Annotated in this window: 12 protein-coding genes; 8 read left to right on the top strand and 4 right to left on the bottom strand. The window is 38.8% G+C overall.

Features of this window, described 5'->3' with window-relative positions; genetic code table 11:
• Window positions 1–64: 64 nt before the first annotated feature.
• Window positions 65–1,216 (top strand): iron-containing alcohol dehydrogenase, encoded by a 1,152-nt coding sequence (locus tag AB4X21_RS08695; protein ID WP_369087848.1) that lies wholly within the window; start codon window positions 65–67, stop codon window positions 1,214–1,216.
• Window positions 1,217–1,394: 178 nt separating this feature from the next.
• On the opposite strand, the gene AB4X21_RS08690 is transcribed toward AB4X21_RS08695, so the two are convergent.
• From AB4X21_RS08690 to AB4X21_RS08675, 4 genes are read right to left on the bottom strand one after another with little or no spacing between them, the layout of a single operon-like run.
• Window positions 1,395–2,927, bottom strand: coding sequence for a family 43 glycosylhydrolase (locus AB4X21_RS08690; protein ID WP_369087847.1), 1,533 nt, complete (start codon window positions 2,925–2,927; stop codon window positions 1,395–1,397).
• Window positions 2,928–2,943: 16 nt separating this feature from the next.
• The gene (pgmB, locus tag AB4X21_RS08685; RefSeq protein ID WP_369087846.1) at window positions 2,944–3,609 is read right to left on the bottom strand and encodes a beta-phosphoglucomutase; all 666 of its coding nucleotides are present in this window, start codon (window positions 3,607–3,609) and stop codon (window positions 2,944–2,946) included.
• 51 nt (window positions 3,610–3,660) lie between these two features.
• The gene (locus AB4X21_RS08680) at window positions 3,661–6,462 is read right to left on the bottom strand and encodes a family 78 glycoside hydrolase catalytic domain (RefSeq protein ID WP_369087845.1); all 2,802 of its coding nucleotides are present in this window, start codon (window positions 6,460–6,462) and stop codon (window positions 3,661–3,663) included.
• Window positions 6,463–6,492: 30 nt separating this feature from the next.
• Window positions 6,493–8,187 (bottom strand): glycoside hydrolase family 3 protein, encoded by a 1,695-nt coding sequence (locus AB4X21_RS08675; protein WP_369087844.1) that lies wholly within the window; start codon window positions 8,185–8,187, stop codon window positions 6,493–6,495.
• 139 nt (window positions 8,188–8,326) lie between these two features.
• Here AB4X21_RS08675 and AB4X21_RS08670 point away from each other — a divergent pair, with 139 nt between their 5' ends.
• The 7 genes from AB4X21_RS08670 (at window position 8,327) to AB4X21_RS08640 (ending at window position 17,679) form a co-directional block, all read left to right on the top strand.
• The gene (locus AB4X21_RS08670; protein ID WP_369087843.1) at window positions 8,327–9,331 is read left to right on the top strand and encodes a helix-turn-helix domain-containing protein; all 1,005 of its coding nucleotides are present in this window, start codon (window positions 8,327–8,329) and stop codon (window positions 9,329–9,331) included.
• A 318-nt stretch (window positions 9,332–9,649) separates the two neighbouring features.
• Window positions 9,650–11,032 carry an MFS transporter gene (locus AB4X21_RS08665; protein ID WP_369087842.1) on the top strand — a complete coding sequence of 461 codons (1,383 nt, stop codon included), beginning with the start codon at window positions 9,650–9,652 and terminating at the stop codon, window positions 11,030–11,032.
• Window positions 11,033–11,171: 139 nt separating this feature from the next.
• Window positions 11,172–13,586: a glycoside hydrolase family 2 TIM barrel-domain containing protein gene (locus AB4X21_RS08660; RefSeq protein ID WP_369087841.1), complete on the top strand. Its 2,415-nt coding sequence runs from the start codon at window positions 11,172–11,174 to the stop codon at window positions 13,584–13,586.
• Window positions 13,587–13,684: 98 nt separating this feature from the next.
• A complete protein-coding gene (locus tag AB4X21_RS08655; protein ID WP_369087840.1) occupies window positions 13,685–14,638 on the top strand; it encodes a DUF1593 domain-containing protein in 954 nt (317 codons plus the stop codon).
• Window positions 14,639–14,673: 35 nt separating this feature from the next.
• Entirely contained in the window at window positions 14,674–15,054 is a 381-nt protein-coding gene (locus AB4X21_RS08650) for a hypothetical protein (protein ID WP_369087839.1), read from the top strand.
• Window positions 15,055–15,078: 24 nt separating this feature from the next.
• On the top strand, window positions 15,079–16,086 hold the full coding sequence (locus tag AB4X21_RS08645; RefSeq protein WP_369087838.1) for an alpha/beta hydrolase: 1,008 nt from the start codon (window positions 15,079–15,081) through the stop codon (window positions 16,084–16,086).
• A 153-nt stretch (window positions 16,087–16,239) separates the two neighbouring features.
• A complete protein-coding gene (locus AB4X21_RS08640) occupies window positions 16,240–17,679 on the top strand; it encodes a 6-phospho-beta-glucosidase (protein WP_369087837.1) in 1,440 nt (479 codons plus the stop codon).
• Window positions 17,680–17,773 lie beyond the last annotated feature (94 nt).

The following is a 17,773-nucleotide window of genomic DNA, read 5'->3' as shown; positions in this document are numbered from 1 at the left end:
TAGTTGAAGAAAACTAGTTTGAGTATTATAATTATATCAATATAAGAAGAATGGAGAAAAAGAAATGTCAGTTTTTTATGTACCAGCAGTTAACCTTATTGGTCGTGGAGTGATCAACGAATTTGGAAGCCACGTTAAGGAATTGGGCTTTAAGAAAGCTTTGATTGTCACAGACCACTACATTGCATCGAGCGACATTTTGCCTAAGGTAACAGCTCCCTTAGAAGCAGATGGAATCGAATACATCGTATTTGAGGATGTAGATCCAAATCCATCTTGTAAGAATGTCCTTGATGGATTAGCTGTGTTAAAAGAAAACAACTGTGACTTTATCGTCTCAGTTGGTGGGGGATCTCCACAGGATGCTGCGAGTTGTATCTCTATTATGGCCACCAATGGAGGGAAGCCACAGGATTACGAAGGGCTTCACAAGTCTAAAGAAAAGGGCCTTCCAGTTGTAGCGATCAACACAACTGCGGGAACTTCTGCAGAGATTACCATCAACTATGTCATTACGGACGAAGAGCGAAAGGTTAAAATGGTCATGGTTGACAAGAATAGCTTAGCGCTTATCTCTGTTAACGACCCAGAACTTATGCTTTCAAAACCAGCTGATTTAACAGCAGCAACAGGTATGGATGCCCTTACCCATGCCATTGAAGCCTTGGTTACACCAGGTGCCTATGATGTTACGAAAAAACTGTCCATTGGAGCGATTGAATTGATCAAAGAATATTTACCACGTGCTGTGGCAAATGGGCAGGATATTGAAGCGCGTGAGGCCATGGTGAATGCCATTTTCCTTGGAGGAATGTCCTTTAACAATGCAGGGTTAGGATATGTACACTCCATGGCTCATCAATTAGGTGCAGTTTATCATCTGCCACATGGTGTTTGCTGTGCCATGTTACTTCCTGTTGTTGAGCGTGAGAATGCTAAGCGAGTACCAGCCGCCTTTCGTAATGTGGCCAAAGCTCTAGGACTTCATACAGAAGGGAAATCAGATTCCGAGTGTGCAGAATACGCCATCTCTGAAATTGAGAAATTATCTGAGACCGTTGGAATTCCTAAAAAATTGACAGAATTAGATATCAAAGAAGAAGAGTTTGACTTTGAATACCTTTCTAAGAATGCTCTTATTGATGCCTGTGCTCCAGGAAATCCATTTATGCCAACCTTGGAAGAAACAATTGCCTTTTATAAAGAGTTGTTTTAATGATTAGAATATATGCTAGGAGATGAAGACCCACCTCCTAGTTTTTTATTAAATATCCTGCAATTTCTGATTTCCATGCATTTGTAAAAGTTCAAGTGATGGATATTCGTAATGTTCTCCCATATTAAAATAATGATCTTAAAAAGGTATGAGTTTTGAGCTCATACCTTTTTAAGATTTACTTTCGTTCTACTGATTTAACTACCAATTTTGCATCTCCTAGCACGTAGAGTCCTTGCATATCACCTGTATTGAGAGCTGCAATCGCTTCATTGGAGAAGTGTTGGGCACTGATTGAATATTGGATTGTCTCTGTTTGTGTTTGAGCAGTAAACACTTTTTCACTGCTTGTATGATGAAGAGTCAGAGTTTCCGGAAGAGCAGAGAGTTCGCCAATGATTTCATCCCATCCCAAATCTAGGATTTGGATATGTTTGCGAACGACAATACGATTTTCTTCTTTTGAAAGGAGAAGAGCAGCATAGTGATCCGAGTTAATGATGACAGCAATTCCCAAACTTCCTTGATTGAGTTGTGAGCTTTTGGGATCAAGAGTGACGACAAATGTTTGTTCATGTTCTGTTTGGCGTACAGCAAGAAAGCTTGGATTTGACAAATCTTTTAAGGTAAGATTGGATCCTTTTAGAATCAATTGTTGGTTTTCTATCAATAAGCGTGAATCAAGATGATGACGTAAGGTTATCCATTCTGGATTCAATTTCTCGCTGATAAAGTAATCTGTAAACTTAGATAAGATTTGGGGATTTGACAATGCCTGTGAATGATTAGGAAAATCAGTCAAATCGACTTCTAGACTAGGAATTCCCTTGTTTATTACAGGCCATTCTTCTGTCCATTCTACTGGATATAAGAGTGTTTCGCGCCCTAGGTTTGTAATTTGAATGTGATCAATTGTGGCTGGCCGTGTTCCCAAACAGGTTAACCACCAGTTTCCAAGTGTATCTTGAAAGAGATCGGCGTGACCGATGTTTTGAAGTGGTTCTTCTGCACGATCCCGATTAGTAAAGAGAGGGTTGGTAGGAGCTGATTGGAAAGGTCCCCAGAGTGATACTCCTTTAAACATGGTAATCATATGACCTTGACCCGTTCCTCCTTCAGCAGCAAGGAGATAATATGCTCCCTTTTCTTTTAAAATATGCGGACCTTCGACATCTCGCCCGCCGGTACCGAAAGATAAAACTTCTGGTCCACGGAGAATGTTTCCGGTCTCCAGTTCAATTTCAACTTGTTGGATGGCTTTTTTTCCTCCTTCTACATAGCCAGTAAATTGAACGTAGGTTCGGTTATCTTCAAAATAAAGATCAGGGTCAATTCCAAAGATATCAACTTCTACTCGATTGTTTTCCCAGATAATTGCGGTCTGATCTTCGTTTAGATAGCCACGGATAATAAAGTTTTTAAACTCAGCAAAGTTTGTTGTAATCACATAGAAGAACCCTTGATTGTAGCGTATACAAACAGCAAAAATCCCTTCATTGGATTTTGCTGAACGTAAGTCAGCTTGTTCAATTGTTTGTGCAATACCTGGTAATTTCTCCCAATTGAGAAGATCAAAGCTACGTGATAAAGCGATTCCGGGATAGTATTCAAAAGTGCTGTTCACCATATAGTAGGTATCTCCGACTCTAACAATACTAGGATCGGGATACATCCCTCGCAAAATAGGATTTTGATATTGTGTAATAGTCATATCATTTTCTCTGTTTTTAATGAAATTGTTCTTGGATCATGTGCAGATTCAAGTCTGCAGTCGACGGAAAACGTAAAAGAGCATGGTGGAGTTCATCGCCTCCACAAGCTACTGAAAAGCTCCCTGCTTTGTTGATGGCCGTAATACCAGCGATTGAATCTTCAATTCCGATACAATCTTTTGGTTGTAGCTCAAGAGCCTGAGCAGCTGCTAGGAAGATATCAGGAGCTGGTTTGCCTTTTGCTACACTGGAAGGATCCACAATCGCATCAAAGACATCTAATATTCCTAATTTTTCAAGAATAATAGGTCCGTTTTTACTAGCAGATGCAAGAGCGATTCGAATTTTAGCTTCCTTGAGCTCTTGAATAAAGTCTGAAATTCCAGGTAAGATGTCTTGACTGGTCAATGCATCTAATGCCTGAACGTACTGTTCATTTTTTTCAGCTGCTAACTGTTTGAAATTTTCTTCTGAAACTTGGATACCAAGATAGTCTAGAATAATAGAGAGAGAGTCTTCTCGGCTGACCCCTTTGGTTTTTTCTTCTAACTGATTAGGGAGGTCGGTATCAAAATGGTTTTTAATCAGTTTTTTCCAAGCATCAAAGTGGTAGCTAGCAGTGTCCGCGATGATACCGTCTAAATCAAATAAGGCTCCTTTAAGCATAGTTGTTCCTTTCATGGAAAAATGTTGAAAAGCAAGTCTGAAGCAACGGTGCTCCAGACTCTTTTTTTACTTGTTTCGTTGATTGAGTATAATCGTTTGTTCGAGTAAGGACTCTATTTCTTTTAACTTATCTTTTGGAATGGTAATAAATGGTAAAATTTCATCTAATTTTGCAAAAGAGAGTTTTCCTAAGCCACCTTGGACAGCTCCTGGATCCTTACGGAAAAAGTCAAGGACGGGGTGGATCGCATCAATCTGTGCAACTAATTCTTCATCAGCCATAATGGTTGCAACGGACGTGCTTGCAGCATAGCGTTCGACGTAGTCTTGAGTTGGGATATAAGAAATCTCATAGTGCCCAGCTGTCAGATCAAACTGACCGCCGGATCTACTTGAATCATTAATGGAAACCAGTACCCCTTCTGAACGTGGCAGTGTGACATGGGCAGTGCTTCCAAATGGGACATCTACAGTAAGAGTAATAGTATGTTTCTCATCTGTTTCAATGCAATAAGAAATGGCAATTTTTCCGTAGCTACTTTGATAGTGCCCAGTTACAGAGTTTAAACGATAGTCAAATTCTGGAGCAAGGTCAAATTCTTTGAAACCTTGATTCGGATTTCGAATTCCGAGAACAAATTTATAGGCCCACTCCATAACTGCACCGATAGAATAGTGGTTAAGAGAGTTCATTCCCTCAGGGTTCATGGATCCATCTGGAAGAACAGAATTCCAGCGCTCCCAAACGGTTGTAGCTCCAAGATTGACCGCGTAGAGCCAAGACGGATAGTCTTCATGAAGGAAAATTGTCGTAGCTAATTTATGGTATCCATACTGAGAGAGCATTTGGTTGGCATAAGGAGTTCCGACGAAGCCTGTTTTGAGATGATCGTCATCTTTCCCAAGTCGAGTGACTAAATCTTTAGCTACACGTTCCAATTGATTTTCTGGAACCAATTCAAAGGCCAATGCCAATGCATAAGCTGTTTGCGTATCAATTGTCAAACGACCGTTAGCAGAAATGTACTCGGCTTGGATTGCCTGTTTAATAGCTTGAGACAGGTTTTCATAGTTATTTGCTTCCTCAGTTTTTCCTAATAATCGAGCCGTTTCTGCCACAATATGAGCAGAATAGTAGTAATAGATAGAAGCAATAAAGTCTTCATCTGTTTTCCCGGTTGGCATAGCAGGATTTTCTCCGTCCAGAGCAAGCCAATCTCCGAATTGGAAACACTTGGTCCAGAGATAAGGAGTGGCTGTATTTCGAGTAATCCAGTCAACCCAATCCTTCATAGAAAGATAGTGTTCTTTGAGGAGACTATCATCTCCTGTCATTTGATAAGCATTCCAAGGAATGAAAGTTGTTGCATCACCCCAGATAGCTCCACCTCCATCTTTGTTACCAAAGGAAGGAGCATACATAGGAGCGCGACCATCATTTAATTGTTGTTCAATGGCAACATCTTTCAAGAATTTACGGTAGAAGGCGTAGACATCCATATTATATAAGGCTGTATTTGAAAAGACATTGGCATCCCCAGTCCATCCAAGACGTTCATCGCGTTGAGGACAGTCCGTTGGAGAGTCAAAGAAATTGCCTTTTTGCCCCCAAATAATATTTTGGAAGAGACGATTGACCTTGCCATTATTGGTTTCAATCTCTCCTGTGGATCTCATATCAGAATAAATGACATCTGCTTTGAAATCTTCAGGATTTAATTGATCCAAACCTTCTACTTTCATGTAGCGGTAACCATAGTAGGTGAAAGATGGTTGAACCCATTTCTCTTCTCCATCGGAAATATATTCGAAAGCAGCGCGAGCAGATCGTAAGTTTTCACGATAGAAATTCCCTTCTTGGAGAATCTCCCCAACTTGAAGATAGATCTTTGTTCCTTTTGGAGTCCGGTTATAGAAGCGAAAAAGTCCAGCATGATTTTGACCGAAGTCTAGTACAGTTTCTCCAGCAGGTGTGTAGAGTACCTCTTGGACTTCAAGTGTTTCTTTGACGATAAGAGGCAGGCTGAGACGATCACTTAAAATATCGTAGCTTTCTTCTAAAATAATAACTGGTTTCCAGTTTACGATAGAAAGGGTATCGTCACGGTCTTCCCCATAATAGATAGACGAGTGAGTCACTTTTCCAGTTGTCGTCAGCCAACTTTCATCTGTCGTAATGACTTCATGTGTTCCATCTACGTAGTCGATATGGTATTCGGCTAAAGCACGGTGTTGATCACCATAGATATTTTTGATCCCTTCGATAAAGCCGTAAGGACCTTTATACCAACCGTCAGCAGTTGAAATCAATAATTCATGCTCTCCAATAGATAAGGAATCTGTCACATCATAGGATTGTAGTTGAATCCATTGATCATAGGCATCTACACCAGGAGCAAGAAATTCATTCCCGACCTTTTCTTGGTCAATGTGCGTTTCATACACTCCAAGGGCTGTCATATAAAGACGAGCTTTGGCAACTTCTTTGGTAATGGTAATATTTTTTTTAAAAAGTGTGTTTTGGATCTCTTTGTTTTCATTTGCGATCCATTTTGCCAGGAAGGGTTCCGTCATTTTTCCTGTTTCAAAGAAGCTGGAAGAGGAAATACATTCCTGATCGGCTGTGCGGATGGTGATCTTGATATCGTAGCGTGTGCGTGGAAGGAGGTCAAGATCTACTTCAAAGAAGTTATTATCAAATGGGAGAAACTCCGTTTGGTAAACCGGTTGATCAGCTACAGATAGGGTTAACTGTTTTTGGACCTCTTCAAAGTGATCTGCTTCAAGTGTAAATTCAATGCGAAGATGTTCTAAAAGGAAGCCGAGAGGCTCGGTCATATGGTTTACTAGGATTGATTGAATATTCATGTTTTTTCTTTCCTTTTCTAGATATCATTTTTATAATGTAGCTACGAAATCGCCACAGAATGGGTCAATAGGGTTTATTCCTGTGAACTCTTCTTGGCCAGTCACTTTTCTTAAAACTGCCGCTACATTTTCAGGTGTTCCTGTATAAGCGTTGATAAAGGTTGAAATATAAGGAACATCAAAGAGGTGATAAGGGTTTGCTGTTGAAACAAATACAGTAGGAATGGATGGAGCAAACCAAGGAGCATTGGCTGCCATGAGCTGGATCCAGTTAAGACGAGTAGTCGTTTGGTTGCTGGCTGTTTCCACATTTGCTATGTAAAAAGCGAGGTCAAATTTTTCTTCTAAATCTGTTGTTCCTTCTTCAAACATTTCATGGAAGTCCATCTGATAGAGGGAGACTTCGAAACCTAACTGATCTAAGCCATTTTTAAAGAGGTCTGTTACTTTACCACCTTCTTTAAAGCCACCTTCATCAGAATCACCTAGGATAACTAGACGAACACGTGGTGTTTTTTGGGGAGAGAGAGGAAGGAGTTGATCACGATCTTTAACGAGAGTGACAGAGTGTTTGGCAATCTTAGCAGCTATTTCTAAGTGCTCACTAGTTTTTAGGATTGGTTTTTCAGGAATTTGCCCAATAAATTGTCCCGCTTCATTCATCAAACCTTGAGAAAGTTTAGTTGCTAATATTCGGGTCACAGCCTGATTAAGACGATCGATTGAAACAAGTCCACTGCTAACAGCTTCTGTCATGATGGCATAATCTTCATCAATGTTTTTGTTGAAGAGAATCATATCGATTCCGGCATTAATGGTTGCAGGTAAGAGTTCTTTACGTGGGAGAATGACATTATAGCCCACCATAGCGGTCGCATCAGTAATGGCCAATCCATTGAAACTAAGTTCTGTTCGAAGGAGGCCGTCAATGAGGAGTTTAGAGGCTGAGGCGGGGCGTAAGTCCTTATCTTTGATTTCGGGGTTTAGCTTACGTTCCCAAGCTGGTTGGTAGATATGCCCAATCATGACACAAGGTGTTCCTTGATCAATCAAGTTTTTGTAAATCTGGCCATAACTGCTAGACCAATCTTCTGCTGATAGGCTATTAATGCTAGAGAGTAAATGTTGATCACGCTCATCAACGCCATCTCCTGGGAAGTGTTTTATTACAGGAGTAATTCCGTTTGCTTCCAGGCCTTGAATTTGAGCTTTTGCCATACGGAGGACGCGATCAGGATCTGATCCGAAGGTTCGTGTATTTGTAATAGGATTTTTAAAATTTAAATCAATATCTACAATGGGGGAGAAGGACATGTTGCATCCGACCTGATTGGCCTCATAGCCTGCGATGTTTCCTAGTTCAAAGGTCGCTTGAGGATCATTCGTCGCGACCATTTGTAGAGGATTTCCTAGCCAAGTCCCCTCACTGATGATTCCATTTCCCCCAGATTCAAGGTTAGCTGAAAAGAAAAGCGGGTATTTGCTATGATGTTGAATTTGTTTGATTTGTCGACTGATTTGGGCCGCTGGTCCTGGTCGGAACATGAGCCCACCTGGTTTATAGGTGTCAATAAAGTCATCCAGAGAGACGCGCTCTTCATCTTGTCCGATAACAAAAAAGAGCTGGCCGATTTTTTCTTCTGTTGTCATTTCTGAGACAAGTTGGTGGATGCTATCTGCCTGTTTTGTTGTTAGTAAGTAAGGTTTTTGTGTAAGATTGAGCATTCAATTTCTCCTCGTTGTTTTTTTCTATTTATATTCTAGTCTGGAATAACAGGAAAAACTATCGTTAAAAATAGCTACATATATGTTCATTTCCTAGATTTATAAAATAAGGTATAATAGAAAAAGAAAGAAGGTAAGTATGGATCCATTTATTTTAGATTTACTCATCAATAAGAGAGAACAAAGAGAGTGGAAGGAAATTGAATCAACTATGCGACCGGTTCCTGCTAAGTATTTTAATGGAGAGCCAGTTTATGAATTTTTCCAAAACCTAGATGACTCTCTTGAAATCAATTTGCAACCTATTGCACTTTCTGTCAATCCAGTAAATTCTTTTGTCCCTTATCATTTCCACAACTATGTTGAAATGATACTTCCCTTGAAGGGCGATTTATCTATCATGATTGAAAATGAACAATTGGATTTGCATGAGGGAGATATTTTTATTGTAGGGCCAAACACAGTTCATAAAAATTTAGAAAGTAGTTCAGATGATGTGGCATTAAACATTGCCTTAAAATCAACAGCATTCACGTTGAATGATTTAGATTTCTTGCATAGAAATGGAAGTAATAGTTATCTGTCTGAGTTACTTTTTTTTACTCCAACAGAAAAAGAAAGGAATGGAATTTATACGGTTTTTCGGACTGAAGAAGGTGATGGTTTAATTAATACTATTTCTAATATTATCTATGAATATTATAAAAAGAGTGATAAACAATCAAACGACATTATTCGTTATGAGCTCTTAATCCTTTTTGCTAAGTTACTGAGAATTTCTAGTAGATCAAATGCTGTAGAAAGTTCTAAAAAAACAGAGTCGAATTTATTATCTATCATGCTTTATATAGAAAAGAATTATGCTTCTATCACTTTAGAAGAAATGGGAGAATATTTTGGATTTAATCCAAATTATTTATCGACATATCTAAAAAAACAGACGGGAAAATCATTTATCAAATTAATTCATATTCAACGAATTAATGTAGCAGCAGAGTACCTTAGACATACGAATGCTTCAATTGAGCAGATTTCATTGAAAGTTGGATATGAGAATCCATCCTATTTCTATAAGATTTTTCGAAAATTTTTAGGAATATCTCCCTCGGAATATCGGAAACAAATAGGAAAAAATATGGAATAACTAAATACTGGATAAATTTTTATGAAAAAAATTCTATCCAGTATTTTTTGTATGTTTCATTATTTTGAATAGAACACTCCTATAGTTTGGCCATTATTAAGTGGTAGCAACTATTAAAGGGTGTAACAAATAATAACTAAACAACTTGTTTTGGTGGGTTTTATGAGGGAATTAAATTTTTTATCGATCATTCAAACAATTATTAACATCTAAGAAATGAACATACTTTTAGTGATTTTAAGATATAGTTGTATTGATATTGGTCTGATATACTGTATTCATAACATCCAAATACAATTATGAAAAGGAGATATTCTGATGGATTATAAACAACCAGAAGAAATGATGGATAAAAAATTTGCTTTTTTCCATGCAACCTCAGTAAGTGGAACTGCAATGATGATTGCAGCAATCTTATCAAGTTATCTTAGTGTCTATTTGACAGATACAATAGGACTAGCTGCAACCTCTGTTTCCCTTTTAATGTTTATAGCAACATTATGGGATGCAATTAATGATCCCATGATGGGAGTTATTGCAGACCGAACCAAAACGAAATGGGGGCGCTATCGTCCGTACTTCTTGGTTGCACCAATTCTATTGACACTTTTTTCAACTTTACTTTGGTTTAATCCGAATCTTGGTAGCGGGAATTTTTGGTATTATTTGGCAATGTATATTGGGTATGGTATGACAGTTACTATGTACACCATGCCTCAAATGTCTGTCCTTCCAGCACACGTAAAAAGTGACGCTATTCGTAATAAGATTATCACATATGGAGCAGGGTGTACGGCTCTTATGTTTACCATTGGTTCTTCTTACGGACGAGATATAGAGCAGGTTCTTGGTAAGTGGTTCGGCACTCAAAATGGATGGATTCCTTTAATGATAATACTGGGACTTCTTTCTTGTGTATCATTCTGGGGATTGTTTGTAACTGGGAAGGAAAAGTATATTGAACCACTTCCTGAGCGTCCGTTGACACAGGATTTGAAACGAATTTTAAAACATAAAGAGTTGTCTCCGTATATTGTAGTATGGATAATGGCCTCTCTGGGTTATGGACTAATGTTTGCTACATCTGTTTATTATGTTATGTATTACATTGCACGCCCAGATTTAATTTCGACTTATATGCTTGCAGTATCTCTAGGTGCTTTAGTTTCAATGGTTTTACTTATGGGGATCTTCTTGCGGATCTTTAAATCAGCACAACGAGCACTACAAGTATCTGTTGTAGGATCTTCAATTTGTTATTTCATTTTGTTCTTCTTTGGAAAAACGAACTTTACATTTCTACTTGTTATGACCTTTATTGCGACAGCACTTGCTTCAATGCAAAATGCTCTTGTCAATGTTTTGGTCAATGATGCAATTGATTACATCCAATTTACAGAAGGGATCTCAGCAAATGGTGTGATTTCTTCAATCAAAGGATTTGCGCAGAAATGCGGGAATACCGTTTCTAATTCTCTACCATTGTTACTACTTGGTTTGGTAGGTTATGTAGCGGGGGCAGTTGGAAAACAAAATGGTGCAACTCTATTTGTTCTTAACTTTATGAGGTTTGGAGCTCCAATCATTACAGGTGCTATTATGCTCCTCTGTCTCCGTATTAATCCTGTTGATAAACATCGTGAGGATATTGAGGTCATGAAATCAATGATTCGAGATCATTCTGAAGATAATCATGAATAGGATGATCAATAATAATATATTTTACAATCTTTTATAGATAAGAAAGATGAGAAAGTGATAACGGCACATTTGTTTTTTTCAATGTGTCGTTTTAGATAGTTACCAATAATAAAAAGCGTTAGGGAAATAAGGAGAAGTAATGAAGCAAGAACTATTTAACGACGATTGGCTCTTTTGGTATGATGAAAATTCATTTGCACTAGTTTGGAATATACCTGAACAAGCTCAAAAAGTAACCCTTCCTCATGATGCGATGATTAGTGAAACACCATACGCTGAAAGTAGAAATGGAAACAATACAGGTTTTAGAGATGGAAAAAATTATGTTTATGTGAAAACATTCATTGCAGAAGAGGAAGATTTATATAGGGAGAATATATTAAAATTTGAAGGCTCCTATATGAATACGTTTGTCTATGTAAATGGACAGCTGGCGGGAAAACATCATAATGGCTACACTACTTTCTATGTAAATATGAAAGATTTTCTTCATTTTGGAGAAAATGAGATTTGTGTTCAAGTTCGAAATGGTGCGATGAGTAATAGTCGGTGGTACTCAGGAGGTGGTCTTTATCGAGATGTTTATTTATTGAGTAGTGATTTACTTCATGTATCAGCCACTGGTAGTAAAATTAGAACAGTAGAGTTAGAAAATGATTTTGCAAGTATTGAAGTATCTGTTCCTATTGAGAATAGAAAATGCAAAGGAATTCAATTTGATTTAAAATTAATGGTATGTGATAAGGACGGGAAAATTCTTCTAGTGGATCAGCGCCCCTATTATTTAAAAGCAGGGGAGAAAAATGAATTTAAAACAATCCTCTCATTGGATAAGATTCAAGCGTGGTCTGCTGAGTCTCCTACCATGTATCGTATGATTGTTGAACTATATCAAGAGGGAGACTTATGTGATACTGATACCCAAGAATTTGGAATTCGGACTATTTCTGTAGATAGTAAACGTGGGCTACGAATTAATGGGCAAGAGACAAAACTTAGAGGAGCTTGTATACATCATGATAGCGGTTTGATAGGTGCTGCGACTTATCAAGTTGCCCACTATCGTCAAGTACGTATCTTAAAAGAAGCAGGGTTTAATGCTATTCGTATGGCTCATAATCCAGCTGCTCCAGCTTTGCTAAGAGTTTGTGATGAGTTGGGAATGTATGTAATGGACGAAACATTTGATAGCTGGACACGTTTTAAAGGAGATTTCGATTACAGTCTATTTTTTGAAGAGTCGTGGAAGAATGACGTATCTGCGATGGTTGAAACAGATTTCAACCATCCTAGTGTTATCTTGTACTCCATTGGAAACGAGATTCCTGAAATTGGAACTAAACATGGGAGTCGCATAGCCAAAATGATTCATGATCATATTAAAGATATTGATCAAACTCGACCGACTTTAGCGAGTATAAATGGCGTTTTTGCGGCTGGGGATGTGATTCCGCAGATTGTTGAAGATATCCAGAAACAAAACCAAGTTGATCAATCAGATTTAACAGGAAATGTAAACGATTTTATGACTTTAATGGATACCAATATGGATAAAATTGTTGTGCATCCCTTGATAAGTCAGCGACTGGATTTGGCAACAGCTTCGACAGATATAGCTGGCTATAATTATATGTCAGATCGCTACGAATTAGATGCCAAAGAACATCCTAATAGAGTTATTGTAGGAAGTGAGACTTCCCCTCCTGAAATCGCACGTAATTGGTCCTTGGTTAAGAAATTAGCTAGTGTTATTGGAGATTTCACTTGGACAGGTTGGGACTATATTGGAGAAGCTGGAGTAGGAGTACCTGCTTATAGTTGGGGTGAGGGAGGATTTGGCGCACAATTTCCTTGTCAGCTAGCTTATTGTGGAGATATTGATATAACTGGCGTTCGACGCCCACTTTCTTATTACCGTGAAATCGTATTTGGTTTACGTGAAAAACCTTATATTGCAGTTCAAAAACCCGAACACTATGGAAAAAAGTTAATTAAAACACCGTGGGTTTTATCAGATTCTCTTCGATCATGGACTTGGCCAGGTTTTGAAGGACATCCCATTGTTGTAGAAGTATATGCTCCAGGTGATGAGGTTGCTCTATATTTAAATGATCAGTTAATAGAAAAAAAATCTACATCAGAAGAACTAGACTATTTAACTAAATTTGAAATAATGTATCAAAAAGGTTGTTTAAAGGCGGTGAACTTTAAAGATGGTCATATGATTAGCGAAGATATTATAATGACGGCGGATGAAACAACCGCTCATTTACAGGGGAGGATTGAGGAGAATGGTGATTTAACCTATATTTCGTATTCGATAGAAGATAACTCTAATAATCTCATTACTCATATGAAAATGGACTTGTGTATTCATGTTGTGGGAGCAGAATTACTTGGTTTTGGGACGGGAGATCCTAAACCTTTGGAAAAATATAATACTGATAGAACATCAACTTTTAACGGAAGGGCGTTGGCAATTGTCCGAAAATTCAAACAAAATGCACAAGTAATTGTGACTAGTGAAAACATGACTGTGGATATAATTATATAAGAGAGGAAAATAACGATAGTAAAACAAAAACATAGAACAGTGGTCACTACAGATGGTGAAATCGATGATATGAATTCTTTTATTCGTTTTCTTCTTATATGGAAGTTGCAGGAATTATTCTGACTTCTTCTATGTTTCATTACAGTGGGAATGATGAAAAACCAGCATATCGTTGGACCGGAGAAACATGGATCCCCGAAATGATACATCGATATGCAGAAGTATATTCTAATCTTGTTAAACATGACCCTGACTATCCAACTCCGCAAAGTTTATTAGATGTATACAGAATTGGAAATATTTCTGATGTTGGTGAAATGGAGGAGGAGACAGAGGGATCTAACTTTTTAATGGATTTAATGCTAGATCAGGATGAGCGACCATTGTATATTCAGACATGGGGAGGAACGAACACTACAGCCCGTGCTCTTAAAAGTATTCAAGAACGATTTGAGGGGACAAGTGAGTGGGCGCATATTAAATCAAAAATAGAATCTAAAGTGGTATTGTACATCATTTTAGATCAAGATGGAACTTATGGAGATTATATTTCGAAAAATTGGAATTTGACAACTTTAAATGATTCTTTAAATTTTGGATATTTTGGTTATGGTTGGAAAAATTTACCAAAAGAAATTAGATCTAGTTTAGACGATCACTGGCAGCAAATCCATATTTTGAATAAAGGCTCTTTGATCGAAAAATATGCCTTAATTGGAGATGGCTACTATCTAGCTGGAGAGATTGAACCAGAGCAATTTGGACAAGAAAAATGGTTAGAAGCTCATCCCGATTATAAAAAATATGATTTTATTTCTGAAGGAGATTCACTTTCCTACTTTTATTTAATACAGACGAGTCTTAGAGGTTTTGAACATCCAACTTATGGTAGTTGGGGAGGTCGGTTTACCGAAGTAGCACCTAATACATTTTCTACAGAAAAAACAGTAGATTATAATCCACTTACTCAGCGATTTGAGCAAGAATATAGTTTTATCGTTGGATTAATGATATCCAAGCAGATTTCGCCGCTCGAGTTCAATGGTGTGTAACAAATGATTTTGAAGTATGTAGTCATTACCCAGAGGTGAATATAGATGAAAATATCTCAGCGAAAGTAGGTGAAAATCTGACTTTAAGGGCGCTAGCGAAGGATCCAAACGGACTTTCAATTGCTTATCATTGGTGGTGTTACTACGAGGCATCTACATATTGGGACTTTAGTCATCTTGAACTGGAAGCAGGGAGATGGACACTAGGTGACATGGAGTTTATAGATTCATGGCATTCGTCAAAAATAGAGAAAACGTGGAATTTACCAATGGCAGGAGTTGATACAAATCAAATTAGTTTCCAAATTCCTGAAGATGCAAAATCTGGAGATACTTTCCATATTATTTTAGAAGTAAGCAATCAATCAGAATTTCCATTAAAAACATATAAAAGAGTCATTATAACAGTTGAATAAAAAATAGTAGTTTGGAGGTACACTATGAAAAATCCTTTATATATATGGGGTGAGCAAATCCCAGGAAATAATAAACGTTTAAAGACAGATGTCTTGAATATTCACGAGGAGTATACCCCTCATGATTTATTTGAGAAATATCCGGGAGTCTGGGATAAATCATCAGATGAACTTGGAGATTTATCAGGCAATGATACCATGGTTTATCGACAAGAAATTGAACATGGACCAGCAGAACTAACTTATACAGACCGGCCTTTTCTTCTTCCTTATCTATCGGAAGGAAGCGATCAGGCAGTTGTGATCTGTCCTGGTGGAGCCTATTTGACAAAATCTATAGTGACGGAAGGAGAACAAATTGCTGAACTTCTTAATGAGGCAGGAATTTCAGCTTTTGTTCTTTGGTATCGCAGTTACCCCTATCGTGAACCCATCATGTTTTTAGATGCTCAGCGAGCTATTCGTTATGTCCGATATCACGCAGCTGATTTTGGAATTGATCCTAATAAAATTGGTTTACTTGGTTTTTCAGCTGGTGGTAATTTAGCTGGTGTAACTTCCTTATTACTAAGAAATCAGGATTGGTTCCAAGGATTAGATTATCAACTAGATAAGATTGATAGGGAAGATGCGAGTGTTTCAGCCTTGGGCCTCATCTATCCAGCAATTTCTCTTCACAAAGACAAAATTGTAGCTATTCTAGCAGGTGCTGACAGTTATCGTGATCCAGTGACTTGTCAAGCTGTTGCAGATCGTTTGGATATGAGAAATGGTTTGCAAAATGGAGATGCTCCACTCTTTATCTGTGCAGCAGTAGATGATGAAGTGGTTCCGGCGCAACACTGTTTAGATTTAGTGCAGAAGGCAAATGAGAAGAGAGTTTCTGCAGAGTTACATCTATTTGCACAGGGTGGGCATGGATTTGGATCCTGTCTCGGAGAACAGATGCCCCAATTTTATCATGATTGGACTCTTGTTCAACAGTGGAAGGACTTATATCTAACTTGGTTGAAAACAGTTTGGAAAGAATAAGATGGATTTTTAGATCTCAAGTAAGGGCTTGGGATCTGTTTTTTTAGAGTAAAGAAGTTACCATAGAATAGTATCAGTTTTTCATAGGATCTTCTAGGATTTTTTGGAGAGATAGGGATATAATAGAACTATTAAATCAATTGAGGTAGAGAGATGACTGACAAACTACAATTTCCAGATGGTTTCCTTTGGGGTGGGGCAACGGCTGCTAACCAGTGTGAGGGAGCTTACAATGAAGATGGCCGTGGCTTAGCCAATGTGGATGTGGTACCGATTGGGCCGGACCGTCACGCGATTATTACGGGTCAGAAAAAGATGTTTGACTTTGAGGAAGGTTATTTCTATCCTGCTCAGGATGGGATTGATATGTACCATCGCTACAAGGAAGACATTGCCCTTTTTGGAGAGATGGGCTTTAAAACCTATCGCTTGTCCATTGCCTGGTCTCGGATCTTCCCACAAGGGGATAAACTGGAGCCAAACGAAGCGGGTCTCCAATTTTATGAAGACCTCTTTAAGGAGTGCCACAAGTATGGCATTGAGCCCTTGGTGACCATTACCCACTTTGACTGTCCCATGCATTTGATTACTGAGTATGGTGGCTGGCGTAGTCGTAAGATGTTGGAATACTATGAACGTCTCTGCCGGACACTCTTCACTCGCTACAAGGGCTTGGTCAACTACTGGTTGACCTTTAATGAAATCAATATGATCCTTCATGCGCCTTTTATGGGAGCAGGTCTCTGCTTTGAGGAAGGAGAGAATGAGGAGCAGGTCAAATACCAGGCGGCCCACCATGAGTTGGTTGCTTCAGCCATTGCCACTAAGCTAGCCCATGAGATTGATCCGAACAACAAGGTGGGCTGTATGTTAGCGGCTGGTCAAAATTACCCCCATACCTGTGCTCCGCGAGATGTTTGGGCGGGTCTAGAAGAAGACCGCAAGAACTACTTCTTCATCGATGTGCAGGCGCGTGGGGAATACCCTAACTATGCTAAGAAAGAGTGGGAACGTCAGGGAATCACGGTTGAGATGACCGAGCAGGATCTGCAGTTGTTGAAAGAACACACGGTAGACTTTATTTCCTTCTCCTACTATGCCAGTCGGGTCGCTTCAGGCGATCCAGCTGAAAGGGAGAAAACAGCAGGCAGTATCTTTGCCTCTCTGAAGAATCCCTATCTAGAAAGCTCAGAATGGGGTTGGCAGATTGATCCTCTTGGTCTCCGCATTACCCTCAATACCATCTGGGATCGTTATCAAAAGCCTATGTTTATCGTGGAAAATGGATTAGGGGCAGTTGATACACCAAATGAAGCGGGGGGAATCGAGGATGATTATCGGATTGACTACCTGGCTGCCCACATCAAGGCTATGCGAGATGCCATACATGAAGACGGTGTCGTCCTCTGGGGCTATACGACTTGGGGTTGTATTGACCTTGTTTCTGCAGGGACAGGAGAAATGAAGAAGCGCTACGGCTTTATCTATGTTGACCGGGACAACGAAGGCAAGGGAACATTAGCCCGCTCACGTAAGAAATCCTTCTATTGGTACAAAGAGGTCATTGCGACCAATGGAGCATCTGTTAAATAAAAGTCTCCTGTAGAGCTAAACCATCTTCTGGATGACTCTCTAACAGCAAACTAAAAAGCTTAGAATCCCAACTGAAAGCTGGGGTCCTAAGCTT

Source organism: Streptococcus sp. CP1998, assembly GCF_041026655.1.
GTDB lineage: Bacteria > Bacillota > Bacilli > Lactobacillales > Streptococcaceae > Streptococcus > Streptococcus dentalis.
Note: the sequence above shows the minus strand (reverse complement) of the source record. Positions and strands in the feature narration are given on the sequence as shown.